21 protein-coding genes are annotated in these 22,481 nt (G+C 62.5%); 10 read left to right on the plus strand and 11 right to left on the minus strand.

Annotated features, from left to right (window positions below; translation table 11 throughout):
- Positions 1–43: 43 nt before the first annotated feature.
- Positions 44–1,408, minus strand: a complete 1,365-nt coding sequence (locus ACREC7_RS03265) for a flavin-containing monooxygenase (RefSeq protein WP_431554260.1) — start codon at positions 1,406–1,408, stop codon at positions 44–46.
- A 287-nt stretch (positions 1,409–1,695) separates the two neighbouring features.
- On the opposite strand from ACREC7_RS03265, the gene ACREC7_RS03270 reads away from it, so the two are divergent.
- From ACREC7_RS03270 to ACREC7_RS03280, 3 genes are all read left to right on the plus strand, one after another.
- Positions 1,696–2,997 carry an ABC transporter substrate-binding protein gene (locus ACREC7_RS03270; RefSeq protein WP_431554261.1) on the plus strand — a complete coding sequence of 434 codons (1,302 nt, stop codon included), beginning with the start codon at positions 1,696–1,698 and terminating at the stop codon, positions 2,995–2,997.
- A gap of 166 nt (positions 2,998–3,163) precedes the next feature.
- A complete protein-coding gene (locus ACREC7_RS03275; RefSeq protein WP_431554287.1) occupies positions 3,164–4,036 on the plus strand; it encodes a branched-chain amino acid ABC transporter permease in 873 nt (290 codons plus the stop codon).
- A 7-nt stretch (positions 4,037–4,043) separates the two neighbouring features.
- Positions 4,044–5,063 (plus strand): branched-chain amino acid ABC transporter permease, encoded by a 1,020-nt coding sequence (locus ACREC7_RS03280; protein ID WP_431554262.1) that lies wholly within the window; start codon positions 4,044–4,046, stop codon positions 5,061–5,063.
- A 22-nt stretch (positions 5,064–5,085) separates the two neighbouring features.
- On the opposite strand, the gene ACREC7_RS03285 is transcribed toward ACREC7_RS03280, so the two are convergent.
- The 3 genes from ACREC7_RS03285 to ACREC7_RS03295 are packed head-to-tail and all read right to left on the minus strand — an operon-like array spanning position 5,086 to position 7,190.
- On the minus strand, positions 5,086–5,703 hold the full coding sequence (locus tag ACREC7_RS03285) for a hypothetical protein (protein ID WP_431554263.1): 618 nt from the start codon (positions 5,701–5,703) through the stop codon (positions 5,086–5,088).
- The gene (locus ACREC7_RS03290; protein WP_431554288.1) at positions 5,693–6,397 is read right to left on the minus strand and encodes an ABC transporter ATP-binding protein; all 705 of its coding nucleotides are present in this window, start codon (positions 6,395–6,397) and stop codon (positions 5,693–5,695) included. Before ACREC7_RS03290 ends, ACREC7_RS03285 begins: the two co-directional genes overlap by 11 nt.
- The gene (locus tag ACREC7_RS03295) at positions 6,390–7,190 is read right to left on the minus strand and encodes an ABC transporter ATP-binding protein (protein ID WP_431554264.1); all 801 of its coding nucleotides are present in this window, start codon (positions 7,188–7,190) and stop codon (positions 6,390–6,392) included. Before ACREC7_RS03295 ends, ACREC7_RS03290 begins: the two co-directional genes overlap by 8 nt.
- Before the next feature lie 275 nt (positions 7,191–7,465).
- Between ACREC7_RS03295 and ACREC7_RS03300 the strand changes: the two genes are divergently transcribed.
- The 3 genes from ACREC7_RS03300 (at position 7,466) to ACREC7_RS03310 (ending at position 11,285) form a co-directional block, all read left to right on the plus strand.
- Complete coding sequence (locus ACREC7_RS03300; RefSeq protein ID WP_431554265.1) at positions 7,466–8,239, plus strand: N-formylglutamate amidohydrolase; 774 nt, start codon at positions 7,466–7,468, stop codon at positions 8,237–8,239.
- Positions 8,240–8,282: 43 nt separating this feature from the next.
- Complete coding sequence (locus ACREC7_RS03305) at positions 8,283–9,833, plus strand: amino acid permease (protein ID WP_431554266.1); 1,551 nt, start codon at positions 8,283–8,285, stop codon at positions 9,831–9,833.
- Positions 9,834–9,914: 81 nt separating this feature from the next.
- Entirely contained in the window at positions 9,915–11,285 is a 1,371-nt protein-coding gene (locus ACREC7_RS03310; RefSeq protein ID WP_431554267.1) for a glutamine synthetase family protein, read from the plus strand.
- 154 nt (positions 11,286–11,439) lie between these two features.
- Here the strand turns inward: ACREC7_RS03310 and ACREC7_RS03315 are convergent, their stop codons facing one another.
- Entirely contained in the window at positions 11,440–11,709 is a 270-nt protein-coding gene (locus tag ACREC7_RS03315) for a hypothetical protein (protein WP_431554268.1), read from the minus strand.
- Positions 11,710–11,867: 158 nt separating this feature from the next.
- On the minus strand, positions 11,868–12,857 hold the full coding sequence (locus ACREC7_RS03320; RefSeq protein ID WP_431554269.1) for an MDR family oxidoreductase: 990 nt from the start codon (positions 12,855–12,857) through the stop codon (positions 11,868–11,870).
- A gap of 383 nt (positions 12,858–13,240) precedes the next feature.
- Here ACREC7_RS03320 and ACREC7_RS03325 point away from each other — a divergent pair, with 383 nt between their 5' ends.
- From ACREC7_RS03325 to serA, 3 genes are all read left to right on the plus strand, one after another.
- Positions 13,241–13,867 (plus strand): glutathione S-transferase family protein, encoded by a 627-nt coding sequence (locus ACREC7_RS03325; RefSeq protein WP_431554270.1) that lies wholly within the window; start codon positions 13,241–13,243, stop codon positions 13,865–13,867.
- A gap of 330 nt (positions 13,868–14,197) precedes the next feature.
- Complete coding sequence (locus ACREC7_RS03330) at positions 14,198–15,382, plus strand: phosphoserine transaminase (protein ID WP_431554271.1); 1,185 nt, start codon at positions 14,198–14,200, stop codon at positions 15,380–15,382.
- 39 nt (positions 15,383–15,421) lie between these two features.
- The gene (gene serA, locus ACREC7_RS03335; protein WP_431554272.1) at positions 15,422–17,002 is read left to right on the plus strand and encodes a phosphoglycerate dehydrogenase; all 1,581 of its coding nucleotides are present in this window, start codon (positions 15,422–15,424) and stop codon (positions 17,000–17,002) included.
- A 71-nt stretch (positions 17,003–17,073) separates the two neighbouring features.
- On the opposite strand, the gene ACREC7_RS03340 is transcribed toward serA, so the two are convergent.
- The 4 genes from ACREC7_RS03340 to ACREC7_RS03355 all read right to left on the minus strand — a co-directional run bounded on the left by ACREC7_RS03340 (position 17,074) and on the right by ACREC7_RS03355 (position 20,887).
- Positions 17,074–17,760: an HAD-IB family phosphatase gene (locus ACREC7_RS03340; RefSeq protein WP_431554273.1), complete on the minus strand. Its 687-nt coding sequence runs from the start codon at positions 17,758–17,760 to the stop codon at positions 17,074–17,076.
- Complete coding sequence (locus ACREC7_RS03345; RefSeq protein WP_431554274.1) at positions 17,757–18,530, minus strand: gamma-glutamyl-gamma-aminobutyrate hydrolase family protein; 774 nt, start codon at positions 18,528–18,530, stop codon at positions 17,757–17,759. Before ACREC7_RS03345 ends, ACREC7_RS03340 begins: the two co-directional genes overlap by 4 nt.
- A gap of 60 nt (positions 18,531–18,590) precedes the next feature.
- A complete protein-coding gene (locus ACREC7_RS03350; protein WP_431554275.1) occupies positions 18,591–19,814 on the minus strand; it encodes an agmatinase family protein in 1,224 nt (407 codons plus the stop codon).
- Positions 19,815–19,969: 155 nt separating this feature from the next.
- Positions 19,970–20,887, minus strand: coding sequence for a LysR family transcriptional regulator (locus ACREC7_RS03355; RefSeq protein WP_431554276.1), 918 nt, complete (start codon positions 20,885–20,887; stop codon positions 19,970–19,972).
- Positions 20,888–20,991: 104 nt separating this feature from the next.
- Between ACREC7_RS03355 and ACREC7_RS03360 the strand changes: the two genes are divergently transcribed.
- Positions 20,992–21,846, plus strand: coding sequence for a hypothetical protein (locus tag ACREC7_RS03360; RefSeq protein WP_431554277.1), 855 nt, complete (start codon positions 20,992–20,994; stop codon positions 21,844–21,846).
- Positions 21,847–21,850: 4 nt separating this feature from the next.
- Here the strand turns inward: ACREC7_RS03360 and ACREC7_RS03365 are convergent, their stop codons facing one another.
- Positions 21,851–22,480, minus strand: coding sequence for a flavodoxin family protein (locus ACREC7_RS03365; RefSeq protein ID WP_431554278.1), 630 nt, complete (start codon positions 22,478–22,480; stop codon positions 21,851–21,853).
- Position 22,481: the final 1 nt, after the last annotated feature.

A 22,481-nucleotide genomic window follows, 5' to 3' on the forward strand; every position in this document is an offset into this window, starting at 1 on the left:
GCCTCATTGGGCGGCCCTTTCGCGTTTTCTCTAAGCGGGATCCCTATTCCGCCGCGGCCTTACCGCCCTTCACCGCAAGGAACGCCTTCATGGAATCGTCCAGCGCCTCGAGCCAGGGCGTGTGGTGGACCGGCGCCATGGTTCCGGTGCAGGGCGATTTGAACGCCTTGTTGCGGTAGCCGAGGATGGAGTGTTCCTTGTCGTGCTCCCACTCCCTGAACTCATCCACCGTCATGTCGATGTCGAATTTCGGATAGTCGGTCGCGTCGCATAGCTCGCGCACATAATCGGCCTGGAAGTCGATCTTCTCGAACGCATCCTTGAGCGCCTCTTCGCGCTTCACCCAGGCGTCGTCGTCCTTCTGCATCTCAGCCTTCGACGGCAGCTTGATGCGGCCTAGGATCGCGTCCCGGGCGTACCAGGCCTGCGCGTCGAACATTGAGAAGGTGTAGAACTGGTCCTGCATGCCGAGATAGATGAGCTTCGGATTGTCGAGCCAGAAGATGCCCTTGTAGAGATGCGGCGGATGCATGCGATTATGCGTGCGGAGCTTCAGCTCGTCGTCGAGGAACGGGAAGTGATGCTGATAGCCGGTGCACAGAATGATGGCGTCGAACTCCTTGCTCGAGCCGTCCTTGAAGGAAACCTTCTTGCCTTCAATCTTGGTCAGTAGCGGCCGCTCGTCCATCGTCTCCGGCCAATGGAAGCCCATGGGTACCGTGCGCCAGCAGAGGGTGACGGATTTCGCTCCGTATTTGTGGCATTGCAGGCCGATATCCTCCGCCGAGTAGCTGGCGCCGACGATCAGCACATTCTTGCCCTTGAATTCGTCGGCGCTGCGGAAGTCGTGCGCGTGCATGACACGTCCGGGGAACGACTCGATGCCGGGGAAGTGCGGCACGTTCGGCGTTGAGAAATGGCCGGTGGCTACGACCACCCAATCGAAAGTGTCGGCACTGAGCTTGTGGTCGGGAAGGTGTTCCACGGTCACCGAGAATTTGCCTGAGTTCTTGTCGTAGCCGACGTGGCGCACGGCGGTGTTGAATTGGATCCAAGGCCTCACGCCGGCATCCTTGGCGCGCCCGGTAATGTAGTCGTAGAGCACCTCGCGCGGTGGGAAGGACGGTATCGGCTGCTTGAAATGGTGATCGAAGGTGTAATCGGCGAACTCCAAGACTTCCTTGGGTCCATTCGACCACAGATAACGGTACATGCTGCAATGGACCGGCTCACCGTGCTGGTCGAGGCCCGCGCGCCAGGTGTAGTTCCATAAGCCGCCCCAATCGCTCTGCTTCTCGAAGCAGACAATGTCGGGGATCTCAGCTCCCTTGGCTTTCGCCTGCTGAAATGCGCGTAATTGGCCGAGCCCGCAGGGCCCCGTTCCGATAACGGCGACACGACCGGTCATGACTTCGCTCCCTCGCCTAGTTCAACCTCTAACCCCGTAACACTACATCATTGTCGCTAGCGGCTCGACTGGTCACTCCAACACCTGGCCAATTCGGGCCATTCTAGCCCAATCTGGGACCAATTTGTCAAAAAGAAAGCGGATTGGTCTTGTCCAGCGATCGGCAACAGGTCTAAGCTTCCCTCTGCATTGCCCTCAAAGCGGCGGGAATCTGTTCCCGGGGCATGGAGCGTAAGGCGGGTCGCCCGTTCCTGCGGTCGTACCCCCAATCCTGTTGGAGGGACCAAATGACGACCAAATTTTCTACGAGTGCAATCGACCGCCGCCAATTTCTCTCGACCACGGCCGCAGCCGCCCTGATGGCCGGCGTTTCCATGCCGAAGATCGCCTTCGCGGCCGACAAGGTGGTGAAGATCGGCTTCCTTGCTCCGCTGACCGGCGCGGTCGCGGCATGGGGCAAACCAGGCCTTGACGGCCTTCACATCTGGGCTGATCGGGTCAATGCCGATGGCGGCATTCCCATCGGCGGAGAAAATTACAAGGTCCAGTTCGTCGAATACGACGATGAGTACGATCCGGGCAAGGCGCGCACCGGAGCGGTGAAGCTCATCAAGGAAGACGGCGTCAAATTTATCATGATGCTCGGAGGCGATCCTTGGCCCGGCGTCTTCCCGGTCGCGTCCAAGGAAAAGATGCTGGTTTCAACGCTCCTGCCGAGCGACTTGACTCCCGACACCACCATGCTGGTCGCCCCTTGCGAAGTGCATCCGATCTACAACGTCACGGGCGTCGAGTGGCTGAAAGAGAACAAGCCAGACCTCAAGACCGCGGTCATCTGCGCCCAGGACGACTCCCTCGGCAAGCCATCGGTGGCGACCTATCTCGCGGCGTTCGAGGCGGCCGGCATCAAGGTTCTCGGCGATCCGATCTTCTTCGATCCGGCGACCACCGACTTTGCCCCGATCATGTCGAAGATGCTGGCCGAGAAGCCCGACATCCTCTGTCTCGACACCTGCTACGCCGACTATGTGCATCCTCTCACCGAGCAGGCGTTCCAGCAGGGCTTCAAGGGCCAGATTATCTCGTGCACTGCCGATTTCTACGGCAAGATGATCGACAAGACCTCCAAGGAATTCATGGAGGGATTTATCTTCCAGTTCCCAGATTTCGACGATCCAGCGCTGAACGAGCCGCAGATCAACTTCAAGGACCCGAACGGATTCTACGAGGAATACAAGAAGCGCTACGGCGAAGGCGAATGGAGCGCCGTGTCGTGGGAATATTCCTCGATCATGAATTTGTGGTCGGACGCCGCGCAAAAGGCCGGCACCGCCGATCCGGAGCCAGTGCTCACGGCCATGAAGGACGACGGCAAGGGCAAGCACATCTTCGGCGAGGCCGAGTGGTGGGGCAAGGAGCTGTTCGGCATCGACAACGCGCTGGTCGGCAACTGGCCGGTGGTCGTCATCAAGGACGGCAAGGCCAGGATCCAGCAATATAAATCCATCCCCGAGTGGTGGGCCAAGAACAAGGATCTGATGATCAAGCACATGACGGCGCTGAACCAGATGTACTTCCAGCGCAAGTAAGCTCGTGGCTCTTCAAGCGCGGTGGCGTGATGCCGCCGCGCGGCCACATCTTGCCGCACCCCGCGCCGAGGCGCATGGATGACTTGAAGAATGCCGCGCTTCGCGCCAGCCTGTCATAAGAATGTCCGGACAGCGTCCGAGGCCGGGCGGATCGCGGGACTTGGCGATGACAACTGAGCTGTTCCTCCAGACCGTCGTGAACGCGACCTATGCCGCGAGCTACATGGCGCTGATTGCCGTGGGCCTGGTCCTCATTTTCGGCGTGATGGGGGTCATCAACTTCGCCCATGGCGAGCTTTACATGGCCGGCAGCTATGCGGTCGTCGCCCTTTACGCCGACCTCGGCATTCCGTTCTTCGTCACCGTCGCCCTTGGCCTCATCTTTGTCGGTCTGCTCGGGCTTCTCATGGAATACGGCCTGTTCAGGCCTCTGCGCGACAATCCGCTCGGAGGGCTGATCGCCTCGATCGGATTTCTCCTTATCTTGCAGACCATTGCCGTGCTCGGCTTCGGCGTCCAGATGGAACATGTGCCGCCCTCGACGCAAGGCAAGATCGTGTTCTCGGACGGCGTGGTGCTCACCTATCAGCGGCTCTACGTCATCGTCGCTACGGTGGTGCTGCTATCGGCGCTGTGGCTCTTCTTGCGCAAGAGCAAGTTCGGCTGGGCGCTCCGCGCCTGCGCCCAGGACCGCGAGGCGGCGGCCCTTCAGGGCATCTCGATCAACGACACCGCGAGGCTCGCCATGTTCATCGGCGCGGCACTTGCTGGCGTCGCCGGCGCCCTTACCGCGCCGCTCGTCGCGCCGACGCCGCAAATGGGGCATCCGGTCATCATCACCGCGTTCATCATCATCATTGTCGGCGGCGTCGGATCTCTGGAAGGCGCGGTGCTCGCCGCCATTCTCTATGGCTTCGTGAGCACCTTCGTCACCACCATCTATGACGGGACGCTCGCCAACATCGTGGGACTGTTGTTGATGCTCATCGTCTTGATCGTGAAACCGACCGGCCTGTTCGGAGCCAAGGAACGTGCCTGAGCGCGGCATGAGCAACGGACTGTCTTTCGCGCTCGGACTTGTCCTGCTCGCGGCGTTGATCGTGCTGCCGCATCTGGTGTCCCTGTCGCAGAAGGAGATCCTGGTCCTGCTCGTGATCAACGTGCTGTTGGTTACGAGCTACCGGCTGTTGACGCTCACCGGTGAATGGTCGCTTGCCCATGTGGTCATCATGGGCGTCGGCGCCTACGGCTCGGCGCTCATCACCAAAGAGCTGAGCTGGCCGGTCCCGCTTGCAATGCTGGCGGGGTCATCGATCGCGGCACTCGTCGCCTTTCTGTTGAGCTTCCCCCTGTTCCGCATGAAGGGTTTCTACTTTTTGATCGGCTCCTTCGCCGCAGGCGAGGTCATCAGGCTCGTGTGGAAGTGGAGCGAGATGACTTGGCTGTTCGGCGGCCCGAAGGGCATCAAGCTCATTCCCCCCTTCCCCAACATCAAGCTGTTCTCGCTCGACATCGATTTCTACGATCCGGTGAACTACTACTATCTCTGCCTCATCGTAGTGGCGATCTCGCTCGTCATTCTCTACCGGGTCGAGCGCTCGCGTATCGGCCTCACCTTCCACGCCATCCACTGGCAGGACAAGCTCGCCGAATCCGTCGGCGTCGACACGTTCCGCTACCGCACGCTCGCCTTCGTCATCTCGTCGTTCTTCGCCGGGCTGGCCGGTGCGCTCTATGCCCACTATGTCGGCACGGTGAATCCGAACCGGTTCAGCGTGGAGGAGATGACCTACGTCCTGATCTGGGCCATCGTCGGCGGAACCGCGACGTTTTACGGCCCGATCCTCGGCGTGGTGACCCTGACGATTCTCAATGAAGTGGTGTTGCGCGCGCTCGGCGTCGACGTGATGCGGCCGATGTTCTACGGCGCCATCCTCATCCTGTTCATTCTGTTCCTGCCGAACGGGCTCGAGAGCCTGGTGCCCAAGATCAAAGCGTGGATTGCCGGACGAAAGCGCAAGCAAGCGGTTGAGCCGACGGCGGAAGCGGAACAGCCGGCGGAATAGGCTGGACTCTGCCTAAGGGCGCCTATGCTGCGTCGTCCGCCTTTGGCGCCGGAGGCGCGAGAAGCAGGAAGGCGGCCGCCATCAATTTGCGCGTGTCGTTGAGCATGGCGGGACGTTCGCGCCGCCACCGCGCCAGTGCCTCGGCCCCGGTCGCGCCGGCGGCGCCGTTGCCCGCGCTCAAGCCCTCGATGCGCGCCTTGATGCGCGCCTTGGCCTCGCCCGCCATCTCGTGCCAGCGTTGCTGCCACCTCGCCCGGTAGGTGTCGCGGTGGAGCGCCTCCATGCGCATGTGGAAGAGCGAGCTGCGCGCGACCCGCGGCGCGTCCATGCGGGCGATCCACGGGTCGGCGCGCCGCCACACGTCGAGCGCCTCCCGGAACAAGGGCGCGACCGCCCCGCTGTGACCGGACAGGCTGAGGCATAGGCCGTAATTGGCGAGGCTTGTGCCGAGGCGAGGGTCGATCGGCTCGAAGCCGGTCCGGGCGAGTTGCAGCGCGTTGCCCGCCTCATCCTTCGCGCGTGCATAGTCCTCTTTGGCGATCGCCTCGGCCGCCCGCTCGGAAGCGGCCTCCCAGGCGAGATCGGCTTCGCTCCAGCCGGCGTTGAGGAGCTCTCGGGCGCTCCAGGTCTCAGCCACCAAGATAAGCGCGCCTCACATGCTCGTTGTCATGCAGCTCGTGCGCCGAGCCCTGCAGTGCGATGCGGCCGGTCTCGAGCACATAGGCGAACCGCGCGAGCTTGAGCGCGAGCTCGGCATTCTGCTCCACCAGCACCACCGGCACGCCGCGGGCGACGATGTCGCGGATGATGCGGGCAATTTCCTGCACCAAAACCGGCGACAGGCCCATGGTCGGCTCGTCGAGAACCAGCATCTTCGGCCGCGACATGAGCGCCCTGCCGATGGCGAGCATCTGCTGCTCGCCGCCTGAGAGAGACCGCGCCCATTGCTTGCGGCGCTCCTTCAGCCGCGGGAAGTGCTGGAACACCTCGTCGAGATCTTTGTCGATGCCCGCCTTGTCGGAGCGCAGGAAGGCGCCGGTACGCAGATTTTCCTCGACCGTCAGGTTGGGAAACACGCGGCGGCCTTCGGGCACGTGGGCAATGCCGAGCGCCACGATCTTCTCCGGCGGCAGCCCGTCGATGCGTTTTCCGGCGAACCTGATCTCACCCTTGCTGATCCGCACCAGCCCGGAAATGGAGCGCAAGGTCGTGCTCTTGCCGGCGCCGTTGGCGCCGATGATGGTGACGATGCCGTCCTCTGGCACGGCCATGTCGATGCCCTTCAGAGCCGCCACCTTGTGGTAGTGGACATGGACGTTGTCGATCTCAAGCAGCATCGACCGCGCTTCCCAGATAAGCCTCGATGACAGCGGGATTGGCGCGCACTTCGTCAGGCGTTCCTTCCGCGAGCCGCGTGCCAAAATTCATCACCGTGATGATCTCGCACAGGCCCATCACAGCTTGCATGTCGTGCTCGATCAGCATGACGGTCACGCCCTGCTCGTCGCGCAGGCGGCGCACCAGCTTGGCCATCCGCTTGGTCTCTTCCGGATTCATGCCGGTGAAAGGCTCATCGAGCAGCATCAGCTTCGGATCGGCGGCGAGCGCCACGGCCATGCCCAGCGCCCGCTGATAACCATGGGGCAGATTGGCAGCGAGTTCCTCGGCCAGATGCTGCAAGGCGAAGAACTGGAGGATGCCGCTCGCCTTCTCGTCGGCGGCGTCTTCCGTGGCGCGGTCGCGGCCGAGAATACGGCTGACCACACCGGCCTTGGCGCTGCGGTGACACCCAAGGCGGACATTATCGAGCACGCTCAACTGATGAAAAAGGGTGGTGCCCTGAAAGGTCCGTATCAGCCCAAGTTCGGCCAGCGCGCTGGTATCCCGGCCGGAAATGTCCTCTCCAAGATAGATGACCTTGCCGCTCGACGGCGCATAGAAGCCGCTGATGACGTTGAAGGTGGTGGTCTTGCCTGCGCCGTTCGGACCGATCAGGCCGTGAATGGTGCCCGGATACACGTCAAGGCTGAAATTATCGACGGCCACAATGCCGCCAAAGGCGCGAACCAGATCGCGGACCTGTAGAATAGGTTGCTCGGCTGGCGTCATCGGCGTGGTTGGCGTCATGATTCAGAAAGAGAAGCCCCCGGCTTCACCTTCGCCATTTTCCATATTTCGCGCCTTCCATCATCCCCTAAATTTCCAAGCCTAGCGCGGGCCTTGGAGATTTATGACAGTGCGTCGATGGATTCGTCGCGAAGCATCGCGCAATTAGGCCGAATTTCGACCTCTTGGGACGCCGATTGACACTCTCGTCAAATCTGTGGGGGTGTTATAAATATCGCTCCGAGCCATGGTGGAGCAGGACGTCCACTCGCGGGTCCGGAATGAGGCGGGGGCGGATGAAGGACTCCGATCGCAGCCTGGTCGTTGCGGAGAATCCTAAAGGTCGAGGAGCGTTCGTGATCCTCTGCGATCACGCCTCCAATCGTATCCCTGAACCCTATCAGTCGTTTGGCTTTGCCGAGGACGCGTTGCAGACGCACATCGCCTGGGATCCAGGCGCGCTCGCGGTGGCGCGGCTCCTTTCGGCAAAGCTGGACGCGCCGCTGTTCTGGCCCGACGCCTCACGCCTCATCATCGACTGCAATCGCGCAGCCGACGCGGGCAGCCTGATCGTCACCGAAAGCGAGGGGCGGCCGGTGACCGCCAATCGCGACTTAAGCGAGGAAGAGCGCTCGCGACGGCTCGGCCGCATCCACGCCCCCTATCATGATGCGATCGACGGCTGCCTTAAGCGCCGCATGGCCGATGGACGGCCAACGGCGCTGATCGCCATCCACTCCTTCACCCCGATCTATTTCGGCAAGGCCCGCCCCTGGCAGGTGGGCATCCTGTTCGACGACGATCGCCGACTAGCCGATCTCCTGATCAGTGGGTTTGAGACCGATCCGGCGCTTACCGTCGGCATCAACCAACCCTATTCCCCGGCCGACGGCGTCTATTACACGCTCGGCCGCCATGCCCAACCGCAGCACCTTCCCTCGGCGATGATCGAAATTCGCAACGACGAGATCGGCGATGAGGCAGGTCAACGAGACTGGGCCTACCGGCTGGCCAGTATTCTTTTTGCAGCAACACCGGCGCTGTTCGAATCTAGTCATGCCATGGTGTGAACCTTGCCGTTAGAACGGTGACAATGACAGAGGGGGTTGGAAAATGGCTGAGAAGCGACATGAAGGCGGGGTTTCGTATCATATCCCCGGCAAGGACTATTTCGAAAAACGCCAGCTGAAACGCCATGCCGGTGTCTTCGCGCTTTGGGCTCTTGGCGTCGGCGCGGTTATCTCCGGAGATTTCTCGGGTTGGAACCTCGGATTCAATGTCGGTGGCTGGGGCGGCATGTTCGTTGCCACCGTCGTCATCACCATCATGTATCTCGGCCTCACCTATTCCATCGCCGAGATGAGCCCCGCCTTGCCGCATACCGGCGGCGCCTATTCCTTCGCCCGCACCGCCTTCGGGCCTTGGGGCGGTTTCATCACCGGCATTGCCGAGAACATTGAATATGTGCTGACGCCGGCGGTGATCATGTTCTTCATCGGCAGCTATCTCACAGGGATTTTTGAGACGCCCGCGAGTTTCCAGCCGATCTGGTGGGTCCTTGGCTACATCATCTTTGTGGGCTTGAACGCACGGGGTGTGGAGCTGTCGTTCACGGTGACCGTCATCGTCACTCTGCTCGCCATCGCGATCCTGATTGTCTTCTTCGTGAGCGCGATTCCGCTCGTGGATTTCGGCAAGTACGCGATGAATATCGGAGCCGATCCGGTGACGGGAGCGGCCGTGGAACTGCCTGAGGGCAATGGTCCGTTCCTGCCTTTCGGCATCCATGGCGTCCTCGCCGCGCTGCCATTTGCGGTTTGGCTCTACCTTGCTATCGAACAGATTCCGCTCGCGGCAGAAGAGGCGGCCGATCCGAAACGCGACATGCCGAAAGGTATTATGCTCGGCATGTTCACGCTGATCGCACTGGGGTTCCTGGTTCTCATCCTCAACCCGGCAATCCCGATCACGCGTGAAATCGCCGATGCCGCGGGCGCCACGACGACTGCCACGGGCGCCTTTGCTCTTGGCACGTCGGGCGAACCGATCCTTGACGGCTTCCGCGCGATCTTCGGATCGAGCTGGGCGAAGGTGCTGGCGCTCATCGCCGTGGCTGGACTGATCGCAAGCTTTCACGCGATCATCTTTGCCTATGGCCGGCAGATCTTCTCGCTGTCGCGAGCGGGCTATTTCCCGCATTTCCTATCGGTCACCCACGGCACCCACAAGACCCCCAACACGGCGTTGATTGCCGGCGGAGTGCTGGGGTTGGCGGTGATGCTGATCGTATGGTTCGCCATGGGCGGCGAGGCGGCCGGCTCGTTCATTGGTGGCACGCTGCTGAATATGGCCGTGTTCGGAGCCATGTTCTCGTACCTGTTGCAAGCGCTCACCTTCATCAAACTGCGCCGGGATTTCCCGAATATCGAGCGGCCTTATCGCAGCCCGTTCGGCATCATCGGCGCTTCGCTGACGGTGATCATCGCGCTTGTGACCATTGGCTTCCAACTCGCCGACCCGGTCTACCGCACCGGCGTCATTGGGGTGGCGATCTGGTACGCGCTTGCCATCCTCTACTTCGCGGCCTATGGACGGAAAACGCTCGTCTTCTCGCCAGAGGAGGAGTTCGCGGTGAAGCACCGCGAAGGTGCCGTCAAGGTATAGCGGCGCGCGAAGCAGAACTTCAACAAAGCCGGCCCGTTTTCGAACGGGCCGGCATCCCTTTAACAGCAAGGCCTCATCATCATGCCCGGCATGTTGACCTTCAAGGAATTGCAGCAGGCTGTGGGCGCGGGCGAGATCGACACGGTGATCGCCTGCTTCCCCGACATGCAGGGACGGCTCGTCGGCAAGCGCTTCCAGGCTGAGTTCTTCCTCGGCGGCGCCCACGAGGAGACGCATGGCTGCGACTATCTGCTCGCCAACGACATCGATATGGAGCCGGTTCCTGGCTACGCGGTCGCCAATTGGGAAAAGGGCTACGGCGATTTCGTGATGAAGCCGGACCTCGCCACACTCAGGCGCATTCCGTGGCTGCCGGCGACGGCGCTGGTGCTTTGCGACATCCTCGATCATCACACCCACGAGCCGCTTGCCCACGCCCCGCGCACCATGTTGCGCACTCAGATCGCGCGGCTCGACGCGCTCGGCATGGCGTCCTATTTCGCCTCCGAGCTCGAGTTCTATCTGTTCGACGAGACCTATGAATCGGTGGACGCCAAGGGCTGGCGCGATCTCAAGACCGCCGGCAGCTATATTCAGGACTACCATATCCTACAGACCACCAAGGAAGAGAGCGTGATGCGGGCCATCCGCAACGGGCTGCAGGGCGCGGGCATTCCGGTGGAGAATTCAAAAGGCGAATGGGGACCAGGCCAGGAGGAGGTCAACGTCCGCTACGCCGATCCCCTAACCATGGCCGATTGGCACGTCATCCTCAAAAACGGCTGCAAGGAGATCGCCTACGGCCTCGGCAAGGCGGTGACCTTCATGGCCAAATGGCGCTATGACCTTGCCGGCTCGTCGAGCCATATCCACGCCTCGCTATGGGATGCTTCAGGTAAGACGCCGCTGTTCCTCGATCATAACGGCGAGCACGGCATGTCTCCCTTGATGCGCCAGTTTGTGGCTGGGCAGCTCGCTTATGCGCGGCAGATCACCTGGTTCCTCGCGCCCTACATCAATTCCTATAAGCGCTTCCAGGTCGGCACCTTCGCGCCGACCAGGGCGATCTGGTCGCTGGACAATCGCACCGCAGGCTTCCGGCTGTGCGGCGCCGACAGCAAGGCCATTCGCATCGAGTGCCGCATCGGCGGCGCCGATCTCAATCCTTACCTTGCCTTCGCCGCGCTGGTCGCCGCGGGGCTTGCCGGCATCGAGCAAAAGCTGGAGCTTGAGCCGGCTTACGTGGGCGACGCCTATCAAGACAAGGCTCTGCGCGAGGTGCCGAAGACGCTGCGCGAGGCCACCGATCTGATGCGCGGCTCGAAAATGCTGCGCGCAGCCTTCGGCGATGCGGTCATCGACCACTACGTGCATAACGCGGAGTGGGAGCAGTTCGAATATGACCGCCGCATCACCGACTGGGAGCTGAAGCGCGGTTTCGAGCGGTCTTGATCAAGCGCATCGATTGGCGTCCGCCGCGTCCGCGGGGGGAGGAAAGTCCTCGATCGTGCCGCTTCTAGCCGGCGGTCGCCGCGAACCGCGTACAAGAATCAGTTCGCGGCGCGGCGAGTCCAACGAACAGGCAGATATGTCACGCGCTCTGCGCCTATTGGCCCTTGCTCGAGTAGTAGACCTGAGCCTTGGTCAGAAACTCCTCGGGCTTCTTGAGGAAGATGGTCTTGGCCTGCTCGTTGCCAAAGCAATAGGTCTTGCCGTTAAACACCGTATTCACGGAGCAGTCGGTCTCGATATCCTTGCCGAGAGCAAGTCCCATCACACATTCGCTATCGAACTCACCGGGCGTCGCCGCTGCGGCGAGCGTGGCTCCGCCGAGCAGCAAGGCCGCCGCTGCAAGATAAGTTCTGATCGTTGTCATCGTTCTTGCACCTCTTCTGGCACCCACGCCAATTAGCATGGACGTTTCTCTTCGTCCAACCCCTCCCCACTTTGCGCTATCTTGGTCGCGAATCTGTCTCTTTCCTAGGCGCTTGGCCGTGTCGCTCGAGACCTGTTATCCCGACTCATGAGCATCGCTCACCCTGGAATGTTCACGACCATCCTGCCGCGCACCCGTCCCTCGATGATCGCCTGCGCCGTAGCCGGAACATCCGCCAGCTTGATGTCGGTGCGCGTCGCGTCGAGCTTGTCGCGATCCAAATCGCGAGCGAGGCGCTGCCAGGCTACGAGCCGCCGCCGCCGCGGGCACATGACGCTGTCGATCCCGAGCAACGACACGCCGCGCAAGATAAACGGCGCGACCGACGCCGGCAGATCCATGCCTTGCGCCAAACCGCAGGCCGCGATGGCGCCGCCGTATCGGGTCATGCTGAGAAGATTAGCGAGCGTTTGCGAACCGACCGCGTCGACTCCTGCAATCCAGCGTTCCTTGCCGAGCGGCTTTCCTGGTCCCGAGAGCTCGCTGCGATCGATGATCTCGGAAGCGCCGAGGCCCTCAAGATAGTCTTTTTCGCCGGTTCGCCCCGTGACCGCAATCACCTGCCAACCGAGCTTGGCGAGAAGTGCCACGGCTATGGACCCGACGCCGCCCGCGGCACCCGTCACCACCGCAGGGCCCATCGACGGCTCCAAGCCGTGCGCCTCGAGAGCCAGGACGCAGAGCATTGCCGTGTAGCCCGCGGTGCCGACGGCCATTGCCTCATCGGCGCGCAATCCTTGCGGCAGCGGCACGAGCCAGTCGCCCTTGACGCGGGCCTTCTCGGAGTAGCCGCCGAAATGGGTTTCGCCGAGACCCCATCCGTTGAGGACCACGCTGTCGCCGGGCTTGTAGTCAGGATGGCTCGATGACTCGACGACGCCGGCGAGATCGATGCCAGGGATCATGGGAAACCGGCGCACCACAGGCGCTTTTCCCGTGATGGCCAATCCGTCCTTATAATTCACCGTCGAGTGGCTGACGTGAACGGTAACGTCGCCATCCATCAGATCGCTGTCGCCTAGGCTCTTGAGGCTTATGCTCTGCGCACCGTCGTTTTTCTCAATGACCAGCGCTTTGAAATCGCTCATGTCTATTCCTTGCAAGAACGCGCGAGACATCGTCGGCTTCGCCGGACCGAGGCGAGTGCGTCGTGCGGCACGTCATGGTTTCAGTATAAGGCCCTGGGCCTTTTGGTGTTCTACATGCCCATCGGTCGATTGCTCAATCAGCGAGCCTTCCTTTAGGACTAAAGTAGGATCGTGGGTCCCGCCAAAGAGACGCTTGAGACCTATCCACGCGACGCCCGACCAAGCCCTACGTCATGTGGCCCGGAACGCCGTACGAGCACCTCATGTTGCCCACAGAATAGGGCGAATGTTTCGGAACGCGTTCGTGAATTGCCGCGCCGGGACCGGCATGGGATGCTTTTTCCGGTGACCCGCGAGCAACGATCGAACAAGGAGCAAGCCGCATGGCCAAGCTAAAACTCACCTATTTCGACTTTCACGGAGGGCGCGGAGAACCGGCGAGGCTCGCTCTGTCCATTGGCGGTATCCCGTTCGAGGACGTCCGGGTCAAGGGAACCGATTGGGAGCGCCTCAAGCCCGACACGCCGTACGGCGCATTGCCCCTGCTTGAGAAAGACGGGGAGATCCTCGCGCAGTCGAACGCGATCAATCGCTATGTCGGCCGGCTCGCGAACCTCTATCCGTCAGACCCTTGGCAGGCTGCGCTGTGCGACGAGACGATGGAGGCCGTGGAGGACCTCGGCACCAAGATCGCGGCGACCATGTTTCTTGGCGACGAGCAAAAGAAGGAGCAGCGCAAGGCGCTGGTGGAAGGCCCGATTCCGTTCTATCTCGGGAGGTTGCAGCAGCGGCTCGAAGCGCATGGCGGCCGGTACTTCGCCGGAGACAGCCTTTCCGTTGCCGATCTCAAGGTCTTCGTGCTGATCCGCCACCTCAAGTCTGGCATGCTGGACCATGTGCCGACAGATTTGCCGGAACGCATCGCTCCCAAGCTCGCCGAGCATTATGAGCGGATAAAGAACGAGCCTGGGGTGAGAGCCTATTACGCCAAGCACAATGTTGGCGGCTGACCCGCGATGCCGGCCTAAGGAGCCTCGAAGATCGCCACCTCTAGGTCCTGGGTCGGTCGGCCTGTTCGCGCCTTTGTGTCTCCGATCCATTTTCTTCCCCCTGTTTCGTCTTCGCTCCGTGCTCCCGCGCCACTGGTTTTTGCGCGGGAGTCCCTGAGCGAACTGACTTCATGTTTTTTTCACAGACCATCATCGCCAGGAATTGTACTTTCGGCCGAAGCGGCATTTCGCCGGGGCCGGCTCCCTTGACTTCGCCGCGATTCCTTCATACCCGGATAGACGGGACACCCCTCCCCACCGAGGGGCGTCTATCTGGAAGGGTAGACGAAGATGACCGTACTCGAGCGGCCCGCGACGCGGCCGCAAAATCCTTTCTTCTCCTCCGGCCCTTGCGCAAAACGCCCAGGCTGGTCTCTCGATTGCCTCAAGAACGCGATGCTCGGCCGTTCGCACCGCTCGGCTGCAGGCAAGGCCAGGCTCAAGCTTGCCATCGACAGAACCCGCGCTCTGCTCAAGCTGCCTGACGATTACCTGGTGGCCATCGTTCCGGGCTCGGATACCGGTGCGGTGGAGATGGCACTCTGGTCGCTGTTGGGCGCGCGCGGCGTCGACATCCTGGCTTGGGAATCCTTCGGCAAGGATTGGGTGGTCGATGTCGTCGCGCAGTTGAAGCTCGGCGACGTCCGCGTCATGGAGGCCGCTTACGGTCAATTGCCCGATCTCACCAAGGTCGACTTTGCTCGCGACGTCATCTTCACCTGGAACGGAACCACATCAGGTGTGCGGGTGCCGAATGCCGACTGGATCGCGGCGGACCGGCAGGGCCTCACCATTTGCGACGCGACCTCCGGCATTTTCGCGCAAAGCCTGGATTGGGCGAAGCTCGATGTGATCACCTATTCCTGGCAGAAGGTTCTCGGCGGCGAGGCGGCGCATGGCATGCTCATCCTGTCTCCGCGCGCGGTCGAGCGCTTGGAGAGCCACACGCCGAAATGGCCGGTGCCAAAGATCTTCCGGCTGACCAAAGGCGGTAGGCTCAACCGGGAGATCTTCGAGGGGGCGACCATCAACACGCCCTCGATGTTGTGCGTGGAGGATTATCTGGACACTCTTGCCTGGGCGGAGAGCGTTGGCGGCCTCGATGCGCTGATCGCACGCTCCGACCGTAATGCGCGAGCGGTGAGCGATTGGGTGGAACGCACGCCATGGATCGAATTTCTCGCTGGGGGTCCCGAGACACGCTCAAACACCTCGGTTTGCCTGCGGGTGGTTGACGCCGCGATTTCGTCGCGCGGTCAGCAAGAGCAGGCGGCGTTCGCCGGCAAGATTGTCAAACTGCTCGAGAAGGAAGGGGTGGCGTTCGACATCGGCGCCTATCGCGACGCGCCGCCAGGCTTGCGGCTCTGGTGCGGCGCTACTGTCGAGACCGGCGACCTCGAGGCGCTGCTGCCCTGGCTCGACTGGGCTTTCGCCACGCTGCGTAAGGAGCTCGAAAGCTCCACGCAAGCAGCCTGACCTTCGCTTCAGCAATCCCGGCGCAAAAGGAGAAAAACGATGGCGCCTAAGGTGCTTGTTGCCGACAAACTCAGCCGACTGGCTCTCGATATCTTCGCCAGGCGCGGGATCGATGCTCAGGTCAAGACCGATCTTTCGCGCGACGAGCTGATCGAGATCATCCCCGATTATGACGGGCTCGCGGTGCGCTCGGCCACCAAAGTGACCGAGAAGGTCGTCGCCGCCGCGGACCGCCTCAAGGTGATCGGGCGGGCCGGCATCGGGGTGGACAATGTCGACCTCAAGGCCGCCACGGCGGGCGGCATCGTCGTCATGAACACGCCGTACGGCAACTCCATTACCACGGCTGAGCACGCCATCGCCTTGATGCTGGCGCTGGCGCGTCAGGTTCCTTTGGCCGACCTCACCACCAGGGCCGGCAAATGGGCGAAGTCGCAGCTGATCGGCGTCGAGATCACCGGCAAGTGTCTCGGCATCATCGGCTGCGGCAATATCGGCGCCATCGTGGCCGACCGCGCTAGAGGGTTGAAGATGAAGGTCGTGGCCTTCGACCCGTATCTGTCGCCTGAGCGGGCGACCGACCTCGGCGTCGAGAAGGTCGAGCTCGATGCCCTGCTCCGGCGGGCCGATTTCATCACCCTGCACACGCCGCTCACCGACAAGACGCGCAAGATCATCAACGCCGACGCCATCCGCACGATGCGCGACGGCGTGCGCATCATCAATTGCGCGCGAGGCGGACTGATCGACGAGAAGGCCCTGTTCGACGCCCTGCAAGTGGGCAAGGTCGCAGGCGCGGCGATCGACGTCTATGAAGTGGAACCAGCCACCGACAACATCCTGTTCGCGTCGAACAATGTGATCTGCACGCCGCATCTCGGCGCCTCGACGCGCGAAGCGCAGGAGAATGTCGCCATGCAGATCGCCGAGCAGATCTCTGACTTCCTGCTCGACGGCGCCATTACCAATGCGCTCAATTTTCCGTCCATCTCGGCCGAGGAAAGGCCAAAGCTGATGCCGTTCCTCAAGCTTGCCGAGCAACTCGGCTCGTTCGCCGGCCAGACTATCGAGACCGGGCTCAAATCCGTGCGCATCGAGTATGCCGGCGCTGTGGCCGACCTGAACACGAAGGCGCTCACCGCCGCGGCTTTGTCGGGGGTGCTTACGCCGTTCCTCGAGCAAGCGAACATGATTTCCGCGCCCTCGCTCGCCAAGGAGCGCGGCATCATGGTGGAGGAGGTGACCCGCGGCCAGGAGGGGGCTTACGAGACATATATAAGACTTCGGGTGGGAACCGAGTTCGACGGGCGATCGGTGGCGGGCACGGTGTTCTCCGACGGCAAGCCCAGGATCGTGCAGGTTGGAAACATCGATATGGAGGCGGAGCTCGGCCCGCATATGCTTTACACGGAAAATGCCGACAAGCCTGGCTACATCGGAGCGCTTGGTACGGCACTCGGCGCGGCCCAGGTGAATATTGCGACTTTCAGTCTTGGCCGTTCCGCTCCAGGGGAGAAGGCGATCGCGCTGTTGGAAGTCGACGGGCCAATTCCTGATGGTGTACTGGACACGATCAAAACCTTGCCTCATGTGACGCGCGCTCACCGTCTCTGCTTCTAGAGTAGGACGGGGAGCGCCTATTCTGCTTGTAGGCGGGCTAAATTCGCGGACACGGCGGCCAATTGGCGAACTTACGCGAGCGCCAGAGCTTCGCGTTCCGCATCCGTTAACAGCGCCTCAAGTGTCGCCGTGAGCTCGAGGCCGGCGATGTAGCAGTCGGCGCTCTTGGCCACCTGCTCGCGATAAGCCACGCCGCCGAAGCCGACGACGTAAGCGCCTCCCGCACGCGCGGCAATATCCGTCATTCCGTCACCGACCATGGCGATAGAGCCGTGGCGGGCAGCGAGGCGCCTGCACACGACCGCCTTGCCGTCAGCGCGCGCGAGCGGAGAGGTTGAGTCGAACCCCCGATAGGCCCCTGCCCCATCGAAATCGACGGCCACCGCAAAGACGTGCGTGTCGGGAATCGCGAGCGCCCGGCTGAGATGCCGTACCGCCGGCAAGAGCCCCCCGCTGACGAGGTAGACGACCTTGCCCAGGCTGTGCAGCGCTTGCACGGTCTCTCTCGCGCCAGGCACCAGCTCCCGCACGTAGAGCTCGCCAAGCCAGGCCATCGCAGCTTGGTCGGGGGAGACGATGGAGAGGCGCTCGGCGTAGACAGCGTCGATGGCGAGCGATCCGCTCATGGCCGCCTCGGTCAGGCGCGAAACCTCTTGCCTGCGACCGCGGCGCGAGGCGAGCTCATCGATCCCCTCGATCCGGCTTAGAGTGCTGTCGCAATCGAAGCAGACCGCAGCGAATGTCCGTTGGGGGTTCATGACGCAAGCTCGGCAACGCGATCGGCGGCTTCCTCGAGGCGTGCGCCCCGGAGCAGCATTCCGAACCAGGCAAACAGCCTCTGTGAATTCGCATCCTCGGCGACACGCCACTCAGGATGCCACTGCACGGCAAGCACGCGCTCGCCGCTCTCGGGACGAACGCCTTCAATGACGCCGTCCGAGCTCGTGGCCTCGACCATGAGCTTCGCGCTGGTTTCGGCGATGCCCTGAAAATGCGCCGAGACGACTGTGATCGATGATGCACCCATGGCGCGCTCCAAGATCCCCCCTGGGGAGAGAGCGACGCGATGCTCAAGCGCAAACATCTCCTCCAAGGGCAGGCCGGGCGGCGTGTGGTGTATTTGTTCGCGCTCGGGTTCCCCGAGATCACGTCTGAGCGTGGCGCCATAGGCTACGGCGACCTCCTGAAATCCCCGGCAAATGCCAAGGACGGGCCGATCCTGTTCCACTGCCGCCGTGATGAGCCGCAGCGTGGTCTCGTCGCGCGCCGGATCGAAGGGACCGATGCCAGGATCACTGCCGCGGTAGAGGTCCGGCGAAACATTGGAGGGGCTGCCTGTCAGCAGTACGCCATCCAAACGGCCGACAATCGACCCGATGTCTATGATGTCGCTCATAGCAGGCACCAATACGACATCGGCGCCCATGAACGGGGCCGTGCGCAGATAGCGTTCGGCGACGGCCTGCACCGGATCCTCCGGCAGGCGCGTGCAACAGCTGACGCCGACGAGAGGCCGCTTTGACACCATCAAGAACCCCTTACGCGAGGCGCGATGGAGGTGAATGGAGACGAATTACCATCCCCCTCCTCAGCTCATCACCTTGTTGCGGTGGCCGAGATGGCCGTGCGCCACGAGGGTGCCGAGAACGTCGAGGATGACGCGGGCGGCGAGCTGCGCGGTGTTATCGTTGACGTCGTAAGGCGGGGAGACTTCGACCACTTCCATGCCGCACAGGCCTTCGGCAGCGATGGTGTGGATCATCTGCAAGGCCTCGCGCGGCAGGAGTCCGCCGGGCTCAGGCGATCCAGTTCCCGGCGCGAAGCCTGGATCGATCGAATCGATGTCGAAGGAGAGGTAAACCGCCTTGCAGCCTTCCCAGGCCATGTCGAGCGCGATCTCGGCCGCCTTCTTGGCCCCATGCTTCTCGATGTCCTGCATGGTGAGCACGCTCGTGCCGCGCCGCTTGGCGACCGCGGTGCCGGGGCGGTTGCCGTACCAGCCGCCGATGCCGACCTGCACCAGGTTCTTGGGATGGCAGTTGGGGAGCCCAATGTCGTGCATATGACTGTGGTCGCGATGCGTGGTGACGGTGCCCTCATGCGTGGTCCAGAACCACGGCGTCGTGTGCATCCGCTCATCCATGTCCTTCTCCTGGATATCGATGTGGCGGTCGATATGGATGATGCCGACATTGCCATCGATATGCGGCGCGATCCCGCGCACATTGGGGAAGCCGAGGCTGTGGTCGCCGCCGCAGATGATGGGGAACACGCCTGCGGTATAGATATGCGAAACGGCCTTGGTCACCTGGTCGAAGGTCTTCTCGATGTTGCCGGGGATGACGAAGATGTCGCCGGCGTCGCAGAGATCGAGCTCCTCAAAGATGTCGACGCCGCCATCGAACCAATAGCCGTCATAGAGCGCCGAGATGCGCCGCACCGCCTGCGGGCCGAAGCGCGTTCCTGGCCGGTAGGTGGTCGCCGAATCGAAGGGCGCGCCGACGAAGGCCGCTTCGAAGTCGCCGACCTTGCGGATGTCCTCGCAATAGGGCGCCTTCATGAAAGTGTTGATGCCGGCGAAGGCGGGCTGATGGCCGCGGCTGAACAGAGAGATGTTGCGGTCGATGACCGAGTCCGCCGCCTCGAGCCCAAGCTTGAGCGACCTCTTGACCTCCTCGTCCTGCTTCTTCTGCGAGATGCGCGAGAGCGTCTCAATAGTTTTGGCGCCATAGGTCTCCGAGCGCTTCACGCCATGGGTGGGACGGCGCGCGCGACCCTTACCCTTAGCTCCCACCTTCTTTCCTCCGGCCATGATCCAAGCCCTCGCTTCCCAGCCAATGACGACCTTAGCGTCCGGGTAAGACCCGGAAAAAGGCAAATTCCTTCAATTGACCAGCATTGATCAAATCAATGCTGCCGGCGCAAAACGCGCCGAAATCGTGCGCCCGCATAATGAAATTTGGCGCTTCACTTCGTGCCTCCAGGGACGGCGATCTCGGCAAGCAGCAACTGGCGGGCAAGCTTACCGGGCGCACGCGGGTTGGTGATCACGAAGACGGGCATGCAGGGCTGATCCTCATGCCGGAGCAGCGGCGACAACCTGCCGGCCTCGACATCGGGCGCGGCGAAGGCTTCGGGGAGGAAACAAATGCCGACGCCGAGCATGGTGAGCCGCTTTGCTTCGTCGAGATGCTCGGAGAGGCCCGCCACCTCGAGGCCGAGGCCATGACGCGTGCGATAGGCAGTGAGCTCGTCTGGTTCATCGGCGCCGGTGAGCACGAAGGCCTGGCCAGCGAGCGCGGAAGGGTCATCGAACGTCTTGCCGTAAAGCGGATGCGACTGGCCGCAATAGGCGCCGTGCGCCTCATCGAACAGGAAATCGTAGGTGAGATCGGAGCGGAGCGTCTGCGCCGAAGCGACGCCGATATCGATCTCGTCGCGGAGCAGCGCGGCGGCGACCGAATCCCACGTAGTGATGTCGATCAGGATCTCGACCTTGGGATGCCGGCCGTGGAAGCGCGAGATCGCGGCATCGAAGCGTTCGCACACCAGGCTGGAAATGACCTGGATCGAGATCCGCCCGCGCACCTCCTCGGTGAGGTTGCCGAGCCGCTTCGGAACATTGCGCACGAGAGAGTTGAGCGACCTGCAGGTCTCGGCGACCAGCATGCCTTCATCGGTCAGCTCGAAGCCGCGCGGTCCGCGCCGGCACAACGTCACGCCGAGCTCGGCCTCGAGCCGCTTCAGCGCGAGACTGAGCGCGGGCTGCTTGCGCCTGAGCGCGCGCCCGGCGCGGCTGACGCCGCCGGCCTCGGCGATTTCGTGGAACGTCTTCAGGAGATTCCAATCGACGTTGCGCGAGAAGTTGGGGCTGACACGAAGCATTGGCAGACACCTCTGCTGGTGTGTGTGGCGCGAGAGAAAAAGCCTGGCGCCAATTCAACTACGACTTTGCGAAATTCGCAAAGACTCTACAGGGCGAAGGCCGCATGATCTCCGCCCTTCTCGGACTTGGGAGTGCACTCGGTCTCGGCGCGGCAGACTTCATGGCGCGCTTCAGCGCCCGGGCGCTCGGCGCACCGTTGAACTATGCCGCGGTGCTGCTGATCGGGGCGCTTGCGACGACGATCTGGCTGCTGGCGGCTGGCACCGAGCTCGTGTGGTCGCCGCTTGGCTATACAATCGCCGTTGCCCACGGCATCGCCGTGGCGGTCATGTGCATCCTGCTCTACATGGGAATCGCGCGCGGGCCCATCGCCGTCGTGGTGCCGATCGTCGCGGCTCATCCGGCTTTGGTGCTCGTCGTGAACGTGCTGATGGGCGTGCGGCCAAGCGTGGCGCAATGGGCAGCCATGGCCACCATCATCGCCGGCGGCGTCTTCATTGCGCGGAGCGCAGTGGCCGAACCGGATGCCCCCGAAGCCAAGAGCAATCGGATCACGGTGCTCATCGCCATCGCCGCCTGTATCGCCTACGTCGCCATCGTGCTGACGGGCCAAGCCGCCACGCCGCTGATAGGCGCGGCGCAAACCATGTGGATCGGCCGCTGGGCGGGCCTCGTTTTCATCGCCGGCGTGCTTCTCGTGCAGCGGGTGCCGCTGCGCATCCCCGCCGAGTGGGTCCCCTTTGTCGGCCTCCAGGCCGGCCTCGACACGCTCGGCTATATCGCTTTCCTCGTTGGGTCCAACAGTGCCGCGCCCTACATCACCATGGTCGTTGCGTCCGCGTTCAGCGTGGTCGCGGTTCTGTTGGCACGGTTGATCGTCCATGAGCCGGTGAGCAAGATGCAATGGGCGGCGATCGCGCTGATCGCCGGCGGCACTGTAGTGCTGAGCGCGACTTGAACTTTCAGCCCCAGACGCGTCCGGAGCGTACCGTGTCGATCTGATAGTCACTTGTGTGCCTCGTAAAGAACTCCTTGCCGAAGCGGCGTGCCGCCTTCATCGGCTCGCCAGGATCGCGCAACACGTCGCCGCGGGCATTGCCGTAGCCATGCACGACGCCGACGAAGTCCGAGCGCGTGTAGCGGGAGAATTCCTGGATCTGGCAGATTACCGCGCCGGAGACCATGGGGAAGGTCTCCTCCGAGCTCAGCACGAGCCCGATGCGCTTTCCCTGCATGCCTCTGATCACCTCCTCTGAGCCGGGATAAGAGGCGGCGTAATAACAGAAGGTGCGATCGAGGAAGGCCTTGAGCTGGGCCGAGCTGCCGTACCAATAGATGGGCGTTGCCGCGATGAAACCATCGGCCGGCAAATAGCGGTCGAGGAAAACGGAGCGAAAGCCGTCCTCGATCGAGCACTCGCCATCGGGCTTCCGGCATTTGCGGCAATCCCTGAGGAAGGCGTGCAAGAAGTCGTCGGCAAACAGAAGCTCAGCCTCGTGGCCGGCTTCCGCCAGCCCTTGGCTGACGGCCTCCGCCAGCAGCGCAGAGTTGCCGTTGCGGCGCGGACTCGATGACAGCACCAGAGCCTTCATG

It is taken from the genome of Methyloceanibacter sp., assembly GCF_050728395.1.
In the GTDB taxonomy this organism is placed as follows: Bacteria; Pseudomonadota; Alphaproteobacteria; order Rhizobiales; family Methyloligellaceae; genus Methyloceanibacter.

Excerpts from the sequence above, each read along its gene's own strand:
- ACREC7_RS03265 (WP_431554260.1), bottom strand. The coding sequence starts at position 1,408 with ATGACCGGTCGTGTCGCCGTTATCGGAACGGGGCCCTGCGGGCTCGGC.
- ACREC7_RS03270 (WP_431554261.1), top strand. The coding sequence starts at position 1,696 with ATGACGACCAAATTTTCTACGAGTGCAATCGACCGCCGCCAATTTCTC.
- ACREC7_RS03275 (WP_431554287.1), top strand. The coding sequence starts at position 3,164 with ATGACAACTGAGCTGTTCCTCCAGACCGTCGTGAACGCGACCTATGCC.
- ACREC7_RS03280 (WP_431554262.1), top strand. The coding sequence starts at position 4,044 with ATGAGCAACGGACTGTCTTTCGCGCTCGGACTTGTCCTGCTCGCGGCG.
- ACREC7_RS03295 (WP_431554264.1), bottom strand. The coding sequence starts at position 7,190 with ATGACGCCAACCACGCCGATGACGCCAGCCGAGCAACCTATTCTACAG.
- ACREC7_RS03300 (WP_431554265.1), top strand. The coding sequence starts at position 7,466 with ATGAAGGACTCCGATCGCAGCCTGGTCGTTGCGGAGAATCCTAAAGGT.
- ACREC7_RS03305 (WP_431554266.1), top strand. The coding sequence starts at position 8,283 with ATGGCTGAGAAGCGACATGAAGGCGGGGTTTCGTATCATATCCCCGGC.
- ACREC7_RS03310 (WP_431554267.1), top strand. The coding sequence starts at position 9,915 with ATGCCCGGCATGTTGACCTTCAAGGAATTGCAGCAGGCTGTGGGCGCG.
- ACREC7_RS03315 (WP_431554268.1), bottom strand. The coding sequence starts at position 11,709 with ATGACAACGATCAGAACTTATCTTGCAGCGGCGGCCTTGCTGCTCGGC.
- ACREC7_RS03320 (WP_431554269.1), bottom strand. The coding sequence starts at position 12,857 with ATGAGCGATTTCAAAGCGCTGGTCATTGAGAAAAACGACGGTGCGCAG.
- ACREC7_RS03325 (WP_431554270.1), top strand. The coding sequence starts at position 13,241 with ATGGCCAAGCTAAAACTCACCTATTTCGACTTTCACGGAGGGCGCGGA.
- ACREC7_RS03330 (WP_431554271.1), top strand. The coding sequence starts at position 14,198 with ATGACCGTACTCGAGCGGCCCGCGACGCGGCCGCAAAATCCTTTCTTC.
- serA (WP_431554272.1), top strand. The coding sequence starts at position 15,422 with ATGGCGCCTAAGGTGCTTGTTGCCGACAAACTCAGCCGACTGGCTCTC.
- ACREC7_RS03340 (WP_431554273.1), bottom strand. The coding sequence starts at position 17,760 with ATGAACCCCCAACGGACATTCGCTGCGGTCTGCTTCGATTGCGACAGC.
- ACREC7_RS03345 (WP_431554274.1), bottom strand. The coding sequence starts at position 18,530 with ATGGTGTCAAAGCGGCCTCTCGTCGGCGTCAGCTGTTGCACGCGCCTG.
- ACREC7_RS03350 (WP_431554275.1), bottom strand. The coding sequence starts at position 19,814 with ATGGCCGGAGGAAAGAAGGTGGGAGCTAAGGGTAAGGGTCGCGCGCGC.
- ACREC7_RS03355 (WP_431554276.1), bottom strand. The coding sequence starts at position 20,887 with ATGCTTCGTGTCAGCCCCAACTTCTCGCGCAACGTCGATTGGAATCTC.
- ACREC7_RS03360 (WP_431554277.1), top strand. The coding sequence starts at position 20,992 with ATGATCTCCGCCCTTCTCGGACTTGGGAGTGCACTCGGTCTCGGCGCG.
- ACREC7_RS03365 (WP_431554278.1), bottom strand. The coding sequence starts at position 22,480 with ATGAAGGCTCTGGTGCTGTCATCGAGTCCGCGCCGCAACGGCAACTCT.